Here is a 13,302-nt window from a genome sequence, read left to right as displayed (position 1 = left end):
TTGAACACTTCCGTCAGTAGTATCAATATACGTTGCTACAGAAGTAGAGTTAGACAAATCTGTATTATTTTCTAGTTTTGATGAGAATTCTGGTAAATTTGCATTTGCTTCTGATTTAGCTTTTAATATAAAATCAAACTGAGGTCCAGCCTCAATACTCAAACGCTCAATAACATAATATTTAAAAGAAACTGGAATGTTTATTTTCGATAATTTAATTTCTTGATTATATATTAAGACAGTTCCAAATATATTATCTGTAAATTCGTATTTACCACCTTCTTGAGAATATAATAATTCGGGTTGGATACTCATTTTATCATTTAACTTAATTTCAGCCAAACCACCGATGTGAAAACCAACCAATGATTTAGTATCACCAAAACCAGATGATTTTAATGACGACATGTTTAAACCAGCTTTAGCTCCAAATTTTACTTCTTGTGCATTAGCAAAACTAAATGCAAATACTGCTACTGCAGTTAATAGTACTTTTTTCATTTTTATTTATTTTAAAAATTAATTAGGTTAAAATTAATCATATATAAATATTGTAAATATTAAGACTTACATAGTTATTAACAATAATTATCAACAATTTTAAACAAAAAAACCACGCCGATGGCGTGGTTCCTTATATATAATTTGGTTTAGATTAAAATTTCAAAGCTAATCCAGCCATAACTTTAACTCCACCAAGTGTAGCTTTTCCAGGATAAGTATCAGTAACGATAGTACCATCAAAATCAGTATAAGTATCAGTCTCTGTAGATTTTAAGTTGTTTCCTTCATAACCTAAATTTAAAATAACACCTACATGATCAGAGAAATAGTAGTTACCACCAACATTAACACCATAGTTTAAACCAGAATATTTAGTTTTATTACTATCTCCAATTTCAATCCCTAAAACAGCAGTTTTGTCTTTACCGGTTGTATAACCAATAGATGGTCCAGCAAAAATATTAAACTTATCTTCGTTCAAGAAGTAATATCTACCTGATAAATTTACTTTAAAAGTAGATAATGATGGGTTTGTATAACCGTAATTCTCAGCATCAAAAGATTTATATGCTAATACAGTTGTACCCAATTCTAGTCCAATACCAGCACTAAAACTTTCTGCAATACCATACTGAAAATTAGCTCCAAATTGAGCTCCAGTTGCAGTTGCTTTTTCTTTAATTGAACCAGCCTCATCACCTTGAATTGTGTAATTTCCTGATAAAAATCCTCCTATCACATTAACATGCATAGTTCCTTTTTCGTTAGATTGTGCGTTAGCAAATCCAAATGCAAATACAGCTACTGCTGATAATAATACTTTTTTCATTTTTTTTAATTTTAAAATTTATTCAGTAAAATTATACAAATAGAACTTGAGTTATGAACTGTTTTATAGAAGTTATTAACAATTTTATATGGTTTTAGCAGTCAATTACTTATCTTAAATATATTTTTGATATCTAACTAAATTCAATTACACTAATGTAAGTTTAAACTTTCAAATAAATTTTAAATTTAATATTAGATCAGTTACTGAAAAATTGTCAATTAACATTAGTTATTCACAATAATACAAGTAATAATTTAGATGATTACAAATTAAATCCACTTCTCAAAGCATAGAAGTCAAGAAATCTAGGTTTTTAAGGATTTTTATAAAACTAATTATCGCTTCACACCTTGATTTGCAATCCATTCGCGGTACTTTTTTGCCCAAACTCCATGTTCTGCAAAAGTTGCTGCAAACTCATGGTAACCAAAACGTTCTACACTGGCACAGAAATAAATATAATCGTGTTTTTCAGCATTCAAAACTGCGTCAATTGCTGAGATATCGGGCATAGCAATTGGACCTGGAGGTAAACCAATATTTAGGTATGTATTATACGGTGAACTTATTTGCAAATCGCCAGAAAGTACTCTTTTTATAACTTGATTAAAATCGTTGTCTCTTCGCTTTAATGCAAAAATTATGGTTGGATCGGCTTGCAAAGGCATCTCTAATTTTAGTCTATTTAGGTAAACACCAGCAACACGAGGACGTTCGTCGCCTTTTACTGTTTCTTTATGCACGATTGATGCTAATGTAATCACTTCTTGTGAAGTCATTCCTAATGCTTTGGCTTTTGCTAATCTATCATTATTCCAGAAAGTAGTATATTCTTTTGCCATTTTTTCACGGAATTTTTCCGCGGAAATGTTCCATTTTACTTCATACGTATTCGGAATAAACATACCTAGAATAGTTTCATTATTAAAACCATTTTTCTTCATAAAAACGGTATCTCGCAAACTATTTATAAGTGTTGTACTATCTACCTCCATTTGAGATGAAAGGCGAGAAACTAATTTTTCTAAACTTTCTTGGTTGTTAAAAGCTAGATTTAACGGTTCGTTATGACGAAGTGCAGTAATCATCTGAAAACTGCTCATTCCTTTTTTAAACAAAAATCTTCCTGGGAAAACATTCTCATTATAAGAACGTTTTTCGGCAACGAATTTGAATTTATTAATGTTTTTTACATTCGGTTCGACAATTTTAAGCACATCTTCGTAAGTTGATCCAGTTGGTATAAAGACATACAATTCATTTTTGTCGAATTTTGTATTGTTTGAAAATATATTAACATAACCGTAAATAGCTACAGAAGCTACTAAGATTAATGTAACGATAAGGGCAATTTTCTTTTTATTCAAAACGTATATTTTTTAAATTTTTGTATTTATTAACTGAAACAATTCTTCATCAAAGTATTTTCCTTCGTGAAAAGTCCAATCTTTTTTGGTGCCAATTTTTTGAAAACCAAAAGTAGTAAAAAGCTTTAAACTAGCTTCATTATTGCTTCCAATATTTGCATACAATTGATGCAAATTTAACTTCTTAAATGCATAATTTACTAAAAGAGACAAAGCTTCTTTTCCTATTCCTTGATTTCTGTTTTCAGTATTTTCGATAACGATTCCTATTCCAGCTCGATTATTTTTAGGGTCGAAATCGAATAAATCTATTAATCCTAAAGGTTTTGAATCACTATTTTTGCAAATAGCCAATCGCAATTGCTTGGCTTCATAGATATCCTGATGGGCATTTTCGAGATATTGCTTGATTAAGAACCGAGAATAAGGAGTTTGTGTATTACTAACTTCCCAAATAGTTTCATTGTTTTCTATACCAAAAACGAAGTTTAAATCTTCTGGTTCTAAAGCTCGCAAATAAATATTATTCCCTTTTAATGTAATCAAAATAGATTATTTAGATAGTTAATTCTGTTATGAAAACAAATTCTGCTGGTCCTGTTAAAAAAACATCTGTAAAAATTCCATTTTCTTCATTAAATGAAACTTCGAGTTTTCCGCCTTGTACATATATAATAATTTTGTTTGCATTGGTTTTTCCAGTTGCCTTCATGGCAATTGCAGTTGCGGTTGCTCCTGTTCCACAAGATAGTGTTTCATCTTCTACACCACGTTCGTAGGTTCTAATTGAAAATTCATTTTCGGAAATTTGACTTACAAAGTTTACATTACTTCCTGCTTTTCCGTATAAATCACCGTAGCGAATTTTTGCTCCTTCATTTTTGACATCAAAACCAGCTAAATCATCAACAAACTGAACGTGATGTGGTGATCCTGTATTTAAGAAAATATAATTATCATGAATATTTACTACATCTACATTTTTCATTTGTAGTGAAACGATATCGTTTTCATCGATTGAAGCATGATGCAATCCGTCGACAGCAATAAATGTTGCTTTATCGCTAATTATATTTAGTTTTTTTGCAAAAGCGACCAAACATCGTCCTCCGTTGCCACACATAGAACTTTGGTTTCCGTCGGAATTGTAATAAACCATTTTAAAATCGGTCGATTCGTCGTTTTCTAACAAAATAAGACCGTCGGCTCCAATACCAAATCTTCTATCGCAAAGTTTTTCAATGAGTGCTGTATTTTCTTTCGGAAATATTTGCAAACGGTTGTCTATCATAACAAAATCGTTTCCCGTTCCTTGGTATTTGTAGAGTTTCATTTTATTGGTTATTCGGCTGTTAGAACGACTAATTTGAATTTTAGCCCTGATGGAAGTGGAAATCCTTTTTATTTTGTCTTCCTGAGCGGAGTCGAAGGACAAAATAAAAAGATTGCAACGTACAGCAGGAACGATGTTCTTAGAAACTACAATGTTGTGCTCCTAAAAACTATTACAAAAGTACAAATATTAATGTTAAGTTAAAAGTTGTTAAACGAGCGTTAAACTGTTTTTCTGATGACAACAAATTTCTAAATTTACGTTTAGAATATAAAATCTAAAAATAGTTAACTATGAAAAAATTTGCGAGTTTATTTTTTGTGTCTTTGTTAAGCGGAGCTACAACGCTGGGTGCTTACAAATTATTTATGGAAGAGGGAAATTCCTCTAAATTGTCGATTGCGAGCAGTAATTATGCCAAAAATGCAGGACTTACTGCCGAAAATATCGACTTTACGACTGCTGCCGAAAATACGATTCACACGGTGGTGCACGTAAAAAACATGACTGTTTATAACGTTCCGAGTAATCCTATGATGGAATATTTTTATGGTTCTCGTGGCGGTGGCGGTCAGCAAACACAAGTTGGAACAGGTTCGGGCGTAATTATTAGTGCCGATGGTTATATTGTAACCAACAATCATGTGGTAAAAGATGCTACAGAACTCGAAATTACTTTAAATAGTAATAAAACATACAAAGCAAAACTGGTTGGAACAGACAGCAAAATGGATATTGCTTTACTAAAAATAGATGCCGACGAAAAGTTACCTTATGCTACTTTTGGCGATTCAGACAACCTGAAAGTTGGCGAATGGGTTTTGGCAGTTGGAAATCCTTATAATTTGACTTCGACCGTTACAGCCGGAATTGTCTCGGCAAAAGCGAGAGATTTGTCTAACAACGGAATTCAATCCTTTATACAAACCGATGCTGCTGTAAATCCAGGAAATAGTGGTGGCGCATTGGTAAATACTCGTGGAGAATTAATAGGAATAAATACTATGATTTCTTCTCAAACAGGTTCTTATGTAGGATATTCGTTTGCCGTTCCGTCTAATTTAACGCGTAAAATTGTGGAAGATTTGATGGAATACGGAAATGTACAACGTGGTATTTTAGGCATTGAAGCTGGAGAATTAAACAGTGCTACCTCGAAAGAATTAGGCATAAAACAAAGTACAGGTGTTTTAATAAATAAGGTTTCTAAAAATTCTGGTGCTGAAAAAGCAGGGCTTAAAAAAGGCGATATTATTCAGAAATTAGATGCGAAAAGCATCATGTCATTTGCGGATTTAACTTCTTACATCAACACAAAACGCCCGAATGATGAAATTAAAGTCGGTATTATTCGTGATGAAAAGAGTATAACTATTCCTGTAAAACTGACTAAAAAAGAACTCATCAATTACGATTTGAAAGGTTTAGAATTAGCGGATATTGATACTGTTGATATGAAGAAATTTAATATTAAATATGGTGTTAAAATTGAAAATATTACCAATGAGGAACTTTCAGGTTATGCAGAACAACTAAAAGGCGGTGTGATTTTAAGCATCGATAATGTAAAAGCTACTGATATTGAAACGGTAACCAAAGTTTTGTCTAAAAAAGCAGAAAGCCAACGTTCTCAAATAGAACTTATTACTATAAACGGTCAGATATTGAGGTTTTTATTGTAATAATAATTTATTCATTTTTTAATCAACCAGTCTTTTTAGGCTGGTTTTTTTTTGTGAATAAATCTAGACAAGTTTGTCATTTCGACGAAGGAGAAATCGCATCAAAATTAATTATGCGATTTCTCCTTCGTCGAAATGACAAAATCTATAAAATAATCCTAAAAATCCTTTACGAAAACGTTTGAAATATATACTTTTGCATCACAAAAAATAATAACCTTTTTAACTAAACGAATGAGCAACACAACGGTTTACGAAAAAGAAATCGCTTTTCAAGCAAACAGAAGAAGAGCTGGAGTCGAATTAATAAAAATAATTAGCGATTTGTGGTACGACAAATCTATCGAAATGGTTCTTTTTAGAAACCAACTAATCGACAGAAATGTAAGCGACATTATCAACCTACACGAATATGCGGGAGAGTTTGTAAACAAACCAATCTCAGTATTTGATTCGGTAGAAATTGCTAGAGCTATATTATCATTAGATTTACCACCATCAAAATTAGATATTGGTAAATTAACTTACGAATTTCATCTTGAAAACAACAAATACAATGATGCAAAATCATTTGTGATTGACAAGCTAAAAGATGCTAAAAACACAGAAGACATTCACCCAAAAGATGTTGTTTTATATGGCTTCGGACGTATCGGTCGTTTGTTAGCTAGAGAATTAATGTCGAAAATGGGTAAAGGAAATCAATTGCGTTTGCGTGCAATTGTTACTCGTGACAAAAATGACGCAAGTTCTTTAGAAAAAAGAGCATCATTGTTACGTTACGATTCTATTCATGGAGATTTTCAAGGTTCGGTCGTTGCCGATGTTGCTAATAATGCTTTAATCATCAATGGAACAACCGTTCATATCATCACAGCAAATCAGCCGGAAGACATCGACTATACTGCTTATGAAATTCATGACGCTTTAGTTATTGATAATACAGGAGCTTTTACAACTCAAGAAGCTTTAGCAAGACACTTAACATCTAAAGGAGTTGACAAAGTTTTATTAACTGCACCAGGAAAAGGAGTTCCAAATATCGTTCATGGTGTAAACCAAAACGAATACAACCCAGACGAAGTAAATATTTTTTCTGCGGCTTCTTGTACAACCAATGCAATTACGCCAATTTTGAAAGCGGTCGAAGATACTTTGGGTGTTGTAAAAGGACATTTAGAAACAATTCACGCATATACAAATGACCAGAATTTAGTAGACAACATGCACAAAAAATACCGTCGTGGTCGTGCAGCTGCTTTAAACATGGTAATAACTGAAACTGGTGCTGGAAGTGCCGTAGCAAAAGCGTTACCAAGTTTAGCTGGAAAATTAACTTCAAATGCAATTCGTGTTCCTGTTCCTAATGGTTCGCTAGTGGTTTTGAATCTTGAAGTAAGCAAAACAACTTCTATTGAAGATGTAAACAACATCATGAAAAAATATGCTTTAGAAGGCGAATTGGTAGAGCAAATTAAATATTCTTTAAATAACGAATTAGTATCATCTGATATTGTAGGAACATCAGCTCCCGCAATTTTCGATAGTAATGCGACGATTGTTTCTGCCGATGGTAAAAACATTGTCTTATACGTTTGGTATGATAACGAATATGGTTACAGTCACCAAGTTATTCGTTTGGCAAAATATATTGCTAAAGTAAGAAGATATACTTATTACTAGTAGATAGCACTTCGACTACGCTCAGTGTGACAATCGAGATGAAAATAGAGAATCCGCTTTGAGAAATCGAAGCGGATTTTTTTTTAATTTTATTTTAAATAAATATACTTTTTTACTCCAAAACTCGATTTATTTTCACAAATCTCTTGGCATAATACGCTTCTTTATTAGACGATATAATAACACCAGCGTGAACTGAAGAATGAACAAATTTTACCTCATCGGCAACAACTTCAGTAATCATTCCTACATGATTTACATTTCCAGTGCCGTTTGTGCTAAAGAAAATTAAATCTCCTTTTTGTGCTTCTGATGCATTTATTGTAGTTCCAAATCGAGACATTTCACTGGAAGTTCTTGGTAATCTTACATCGTAAGTACTAAAAGTATTTATCATTAACCCAGAACAATCAAAACCATCTTTAGTTGTACCTCCACTTCTGTATCGCACTCCAATATTTTCAGAAGCTGTCATCACTAATTTATCAGCCTTTGAGGCATTTTCTTCCGATAATGGCGGCACAGAAACAACTTCCTCCTCTTTATGAGGAATTACTTCAACAACTTTTATTTGCGAACTTTCTTGATTCTGTATTTGCTTTTCTTCTTCAATTTGAAGTTTAATTTCTTCACTATTCTTATCTACAGGAATTTCAGTAGTAGCAACTTCTTTGGCAACTCCTTTTTTTATTAAAAGATTAAAACCAACAGGAAAATCACTACCAATTTTAGGATTCAGTTTTTCTAATTCTTGAATAGAAATCTTATAACGTTTTGAGATTCCATATTTTGTTTCTTTTGGCAATACAACATGTATAATTTCCTGTTCATTAGAAACTCTAATTGGATTCTCTGGTTCAATTTGCTTTATAGGTTCTGATATATTTTCTGTTAGTATAGCGACTTTGGACTTAAAACCATTTTGAGGAATAGTTAGTTTCAATCCTACTTCTAAACCTTCTTTTTCTATGATTGGATTAGCTTTTTTAATGTCATCAATCGATACTTTATATTGTTTCGAAATTCCGTACAAAGTTTGTTTAGGTAAAACTTCGTGAATAATATTCGATACGTTTTCGCTATTTTCAGAAATTGATTTTGGTATTAATAAAACCGAATTCAATTTGAGAACACTTTTTGTATTTGGATTTAACTTAAAAATATCGTCTTGATTTACGTTATATTTTTTAGCAATTTGATAAATGCTTTCTCCTCTAGCAACAATATGTTTTATGTTTTTTTCTTGCGAAAAAGCATTTACGGAAATAAAAATAAGCAGTATAAATTTGAAGTATTTCATGTTTTTTTCTTTCTTTCGAAAAATTGAAAGGCTAAAATAACCTTTAAAAATCAATCATGAAAAACAATAATGATTTTTTTAACGAAATAAAATAATGAAAAATGTAAATTTACAACCTCAATTAACCAAACTGTTACAATGAAAATAAACGAAATTCTTTCCCTTCTTGAAGAAATGGCTCCACTCTCCTTCGCTGAAAATTTTGACAATGTTGGCTTACTAGTTGGTGATTATTATAATGAAGTAACAGGAGTTTTAGTTTGTCATGACGCCCTAGAAAGCGTGATTGAAGAAGCTATTACTAAAAAATGCAATTTAGTAGTTTGCTTTCATCCTATTTTATTTTCGGGTTTAAAAAAGATTACAGGCAAAAATTATGTAGAACGTGCAGTTGTAAAAGCTATAAAAAATGACATTGCCATTTATGCTGTTCACACAGCTTTAGACAATCATCACGAAGGAGTAAACAAAATTTTCTGTGATGCTTTGGGATTAAAAAACACCAAAATTCTGGTTCCAAAACAAAATTTTATTCAAAAATTAGTTACTTATACTGTTCCAGAAAATGCTGATACAATTCGTATTGCGATGTTACAAGCTGGCGCAGGAACAATAGGAAATTATGACAATTGCAGTTTCAATTCTGAAGGTTTTAGCACGTATCAAGGAAACGAAAATAGCAATCCATCAGTAGGAAAAAAAGGTGAACTCACAAAAACCAGCGAAATAAAAATCGAAGTTATTTTCGAAAAACATTTGCAAAGCAAAATCCTAAAAGCTTTATTTACCAATCATGTTTACGAAGAAGTCGCATACGAAATTTACGATTTGCAAAACCAGCATCAAAATATAGGGTTGGGAATGGTTGGCGAACTCGAAACGGAAATGAGTGAAAAAGACTTTTTAGAATTGGTAAAAACCAAAATGCAATGTGGTGGAATTCGTCACAGTCAATTTTTGAATAAAAAAGTGAAAAAAGTAGCCGTTCTTGGTGGAGCAGGAAGTTTTGCTATTAAAAATGCTATTTCGGCTGGAGCAGATGCTTTTTTGACGTCCGATTTAAAATACCATCAGTTTTATGAAGCTGAAAATCAGTTACTTTTAGCAGATATTGGTCATTTTGAAAGCGAACGATACACAAAAAACTATATATTTGATTATCTTACGAAAAAAATGATTAATTTTGCACCCGATTCAACTTTTTGTGGAATCGTTTTATCAGAAGAAAATACAAATCCAGTTAAGTACTTATAAATATGGCAGCTACAAAAGAATTGAACGTTGAAGAGAAGTTAAGAGCGTTATACGATTTACAGTTAATCGACACTCGTATTGACGAAATTAGAAATGTAAGAGGCGAATTACCACTAGAAGTGGAAGATTTAGAGGATGAAGTATCAGGATTAAGCACTCGTTTAGAAAAATTGAAAACTGATTTAGATTCTATGGACGAAAAAATCAAGGAAAAGAAAAATGCTATTGAGGATCATAAAGAATCGATAAAAAAATACACAAAACAACAAGACAGTGTTCGTAACAACAGAGAATTCAACTCTTTAACAAAAGAAGTTGAATACCAAGAATTAGAAATCCAACTATCTGAGAAGCAAATCAAAGAAATGAAAGCTTCAATCGAACACAAAAAAGAAGTTTTCGCACAATCTAAAGAAAAATTAGAAGCAAAAACAAATCACTTAAAACACAAAAAATCAGAATTAGACGCAATCATGTCTGAAACTGAAAAAGAAGAAAAATTCTTATCTGAAAAATCATCAGAATACGAAGCAAAAATAGAAGAACGTTTATTAATCGCTTACAAAAGGATCCGTTCTAGCGTAAGAAACGGATTAGCAGTAGTTTCTATAGAAAGAGGTGCATCAGCAGGCTCGTTCTTTACCATTCCACCACAAACACAAATGGAAATTGCTTCACGTAAAAAAGTAATTACAGACGAACATAGTGGAAGAATTTTAGTAGACAGTTCACTCGCTGAAGAAGAAAGAGAAAAAATGGAGAAATTATTCGCCAAAATGTAATATCTTAAACCACGCAAACAGCGTGGTTTTTTTATGAAAAAAATTTTACATCTCATATTATCTAAAGGGCTAGGATTATATATCAATATTCTAAGTTTTGTATACCCAAAAAAATCGTTAGAACTCGCCTATCAATATTTTACAAATCCGACAGACGGGAGACTTAATGCAGAAAATCTTCCCGAAATATTATTAGAAGCAAATCGAGAAGTAATAACTATAGACGACCACTATTTTCAATCCTATATTTGGCTAGGAAACGAAAATAAGATATTACTCATTCACGGCTGGGAAAGTAATGCATCACGTTGGGAAAATTTTCTCCCTTATCTAAAAAAATCAGGAAGTACAATTATAGCCATCGATGCACCAGCACACGGACTTTCGAGTGGAAGAGAATTTAACGTTCCCACCTACGCAAAATATATAAACGCCATATCCGAAATTCACAAACCAAAATATATAGTAGGACATTCGCTAGGAGGAGCCGCATGTGCTTTTTACCAACGCCATTATCAAAACCATCAAATACAAAAAATGGTATTATTAGGCACTCCATCTGATGCGAAAATTATTTTTAAAAACTACATCAACATGTTGGGTCTAAATTTAAGAGTCTACGAATATTTACGAAACTATTCCAAAAAACGGTTCGACAATCTAGACATAGAAAAATATTCCATCGCAAAAACACTTCAAAACACAACTATTTCAGGTATAATAGCACACGATATATTAGATGATGTCGTTTCGTTTGAAGAAAGTAAAAAAATAGCCCAAACCTGGAAAACCGCACAAGTCATTAAAACCAATGGACTCGGACACAGCATGCACGATGATGAATTGTATAAAACCATTTATACCTTTTTATTCGAAGCCTAATTTTTTGGCATTTTCAGGAGTTGCTACTTCCTGCTCTCGCCTTTATCTACCTAAAAAAGCGTGGGATATCGACTACATCAGGGCTAAAAGTGAATTACAGAAATACTTGCGACTTTAAAACTTTATGACTTGTGACTTTGAACCTCTGTACCTACCAAGAAATCCCTATCTTTGCAAAATGGAAGAGAACTTAACCCGTATTAATAAATTTCTGTCAGAAACAGGCTATTGCTCGCGTCGTGAAGCCGACAAATTGCTCGACGAAGGTCGCATCACGATAAATGGCGTTGTTCCCGAAATGGGGACCAAAGTTTCGCATCACGACGAAGTACGAGTTGATGGAAAATTAGTTCGTGAAAAAACTGAAAAACCAGTCTATCTGGCTTTCAACAAACCCGTAGGAATCGAATGCACAACAAATTTAGACGTTCGTTACAATATTGTTGATTTCATCAATTATCCCAAAAGAATTTTCCCAATTGGACGATTAGACAAAGCCAGCGAAGGTCTTATTTTTATGACTAATGATGGTGATATAGTAAACAAAATACTTCGTGCTCGCAACAATCACGAAAAAGAATACACAGTAACAGTAAACAAACTGATTACGGATAGATTCATTCAGAAAATGAGCAACGGAATCCCTATTCTAGATACCGTTACTAAAAAATGCAAAGTTGAACAAATAAGTAAAACAACGTTCAAAATTGTATTAACACAAGGTTTAAACCGACAAATTCGTCGCATGTGCGAATATTTAGGTTATGAAGTCACAGCACTAAAAAGAGTTCGAATCATCAACATTTCGTTAGACGTTCCTGTAGGTCGTTACCGAGATTTGACTGATGCCGAAATTGAAGAATTAAACAATCTTATCGAACCATCTAGCAAAACTGAAGAAGCCAGTTTTCCTAAAATGGAAGCGCCTAAAAGAAGAATCGAATTTATAAAACGAGGTGATTCTGGGTTTAAAAAATAAAATATCAATTTCTTAATTAGCTGCAATTTTAACCGAGGTTGAATAAGAAATCATGACATTTAAACTAGAAGAACCGCACTTATTTACTTAGCAAAATTTACATTATGAAAAAATCTCTATTTACATTAATTTTATTTACAACTATTTCCTATTCACAATGCTGGCAATCACTGTCAACAGGTAGTTATCATACAGCAGCAGTGCGCAATGATGGTACAATGTGGACATGGGGACGAAATAGCTATGGACAATTGGGCAATGGAACGATAATCGACAGCAACATACAGTCACAGGTTGGCACCGATACAAATTGGGTAACCGTTGCTGCAGGCGGGCATTTCAATGTTGCAATAAAATCAGACGGAACACTATGGTCATGGGGTTCAAACCTATACGGTACGTTGGGCGACGGAACTACCGCCAACAGGCTAGTCCCAATTCAAATTGGCACAGAAACCAACTGGACGTTGCTTAGAATAGGCTTTAATCACATCATGGCACTGAAATCGAATGGAACGCTTTGGGGTTGGGGACGCAACTTTTACGGACAACTAGGAGACGGGACTTACACCAACAGGTTAATGCCAACTCAAATTGGGACTGATTTATGGACATCGATTGGCACAGGTGGAAATTTTACCCTTGGCATCAAACAAGATGGATCTTTATGGGCTTGGGGATATAACTATTACTGGCAACTTGCT

General features: G+C 32.9%; 13 protein-coding genes. 7 read left to right on the top strand and 6 right to left on the bottom strand.

The annotated features are described in order from the left end of the window. The 5 genes from ACHZC3_RS04820 to dapF form a co-directional block, all read right to left on the bottom strand. On the bottom strand, nucleotides 1-501 hold a 501-nt coding region (locus ACHZC3_RS04820), incomplete at its 3' end, for a porin family protein (protein WP_394758747.1). Between the two features lie 154 nt (nucleotides 502-655). After that, nucleotides 656-1,333 (bottom strand): hypothetical protein, encoded by a 678-nt coding sequence (locus tag ACHZC3_RS04815; protein ID WP_394758746.1) that lies wholly within the window; start codon nucleotides 1,331-1,333, stop codon nucleotides 656-658. Nucleotides 1,334-1,671: 338 nt separating this feature from the next. After that, complete coding sequence (gene mltG / locus ACHZC3_RS04810; protein ID WP_394758745.1) at nucleotides 1,672-2,703, bottom strand: endolytic transglycosylase MltG; 1,032 nt, start codon at nucleotides 2,701-2,703, stop codon at nucleotides 1,672-1,674. A 12-nt stretch (nucleotides 2,704-2,715) separates the two neighbouring features. Continuing rightward, nucleotides 2,716-3,249, bottom strand: coding sequence for a GNAT family N-acetyltransferase (locus tag ACHZC3_RS04805; protein ID WP_394758744.1), 534 nt, complete (start codon nucleotides 3,247-3,249; stop codon nucleotides 2,716-2,718). A 10-nt stretch (nucleotides 3,250-3,259) separates the two neighbouring features. Continuing rightward, the gene (gene dapF, locus ACHZC3_RS04800; RefSeq protein WP_394758743.1) at nucleotides 3,260-4,036 is read right to left on the bottom strand and encodes a diaminopimelate epimerase; all 777 of its coding nucleotides are present in this window, start codon (nucleotides 4,034-4,036) and stop codon (nucleotides 3,260-3,262) included. A gap of 293 nt (nucleotides 4,037-4,329) precedes the next feature. On the opposite strand from dapF, the gene ACHZC3_RS04795 reads away from it, so the two are divergent. Both ACHZC3_RS04795 and ACHZC3_RS04790 read left to right on the top strand, forming a co-directional pair. Beyond that, nucleotides 4,330-5,718: a Do family serine endopeptidase gene (locus ACHZC3_RS04795; RefSeq protein WP_394758742.1), complete on the top strand. Its 1,389-nt coding sequence runs from the start codon at nucleotides 4,330-4,332 to the stop codon at nucleotides 5,716-5,718. 234 nt (nucleotides 5,719-5,952) lie between these two features. After that, entirely contained in the window at nucleotides 5,953-7,401 is a 1,449-nt protein-coding gene (locus tag ACHZC3_RS04790; RefSeq protein WP_394758741.1) for a glyceraldehyde-3-phosphate dehydrogenase, read from the top strand. A 112-nt stretch (nucleotides 7,402-7,513) separates the two neighbouring features. On the opposite strand, the gene ACHZC3_RS04785 is transcribed toward ACHZC3_RS04790, so the two are convergent. Then, nucleotides 7,514-8,701 (bottom strand): NlpC/P60 family protein, encoded by a 1,188-nt coding sequence (locus ACHZC3_RS04785; RefSeq protein WP_394758740.1) that lies wholly within the window; start codon nucleotides 8,699-8,701, stop codon nucleotides 7,514-7,516. A gap of 138 nt (nucleotides 8,702-8,839) precedes the next feature. Between ACHZC3_RS04785 and ACHZC3_RS04780 the strand changes: the two genes are divergently transcribed. From ACHZC3_RS04780 to ACHZC3_RS04760, 5 genes are all read left to right on the top strand, one after another. Beyond that, entirely contained in the window at nucleotides 8,840-9,955 is a 1,116-nt protein-coding gene (locus ACHZC3_RS04780; RefSeq protein WP_394758739.1) for a Nif3-like dinuclear metal center hexameric protein, read from the top strand. Nucleotides 9,956-9,957: 2 nt separating this feature from the next. Then, the gene (locus ACHZC3_RS04775) at nucleotides 9,958-10,737 is read left to right on the top strand and encodes a zinc ribbon domain-containing protein (RefSeq protein WP_394758738.1); all 780 of its coding nucleotides are present in this window, start codon (nucleotides 9,958-9,960) and stop codon (nucleotides 10,735-10,737) included. A 33-nt stretch (nucleotides 10,738-10,770) separates the two neighbouring features. Next, on the top strand, nucleotides 10,771-11,619 hold the full coding sequence (locus ACHZC3_RS04770) for an alpha/beta hydrolase (RefSeq protein ID WP_394758737.1): 849 nt from the start codon (nucleotides 10,771-10,773) through the stop codon (nucleotides 11,617-11,619). Nucleotides 11,620-11,797: 178 nt separating this feature from the next. Next, a complete protein-coding gene (rluF, locus tag ACHZC3_RS04765) occupies nucleotides 11,798-12,598 on the top strand; it encodes a 23S rRNA pseudouridine(2604) synthase RluF (RefSeq protein WP_394758736.1) in 801 nt (266 codons plus the stop codon). Nucleotides 12,599-12,702: 104 nt separating this feature from the next. Then, on the top strand, nucleotides 12,703-13,302 hold a 600-nt coding region (locus ACHZC3_RS04760), incomplete at its 3' end, for an RCC1 domain-containing protein (RefSeq protein WP_394758735.1).

Origin of the sequence: Flavobacterium sp. (assembly GCF_043720215.1) — a bacterium.
GTDB lineage: Bacteria > Bacteroidota > Bacteroidia > Flavobacteriales > Flavobacteriaceae > Flavobacterium.
The sequence above is the reverse complement of the archived record's forward strand: the minus strand, read 5'-3'. Positions and strand labels throughout refer to the sequence as shown.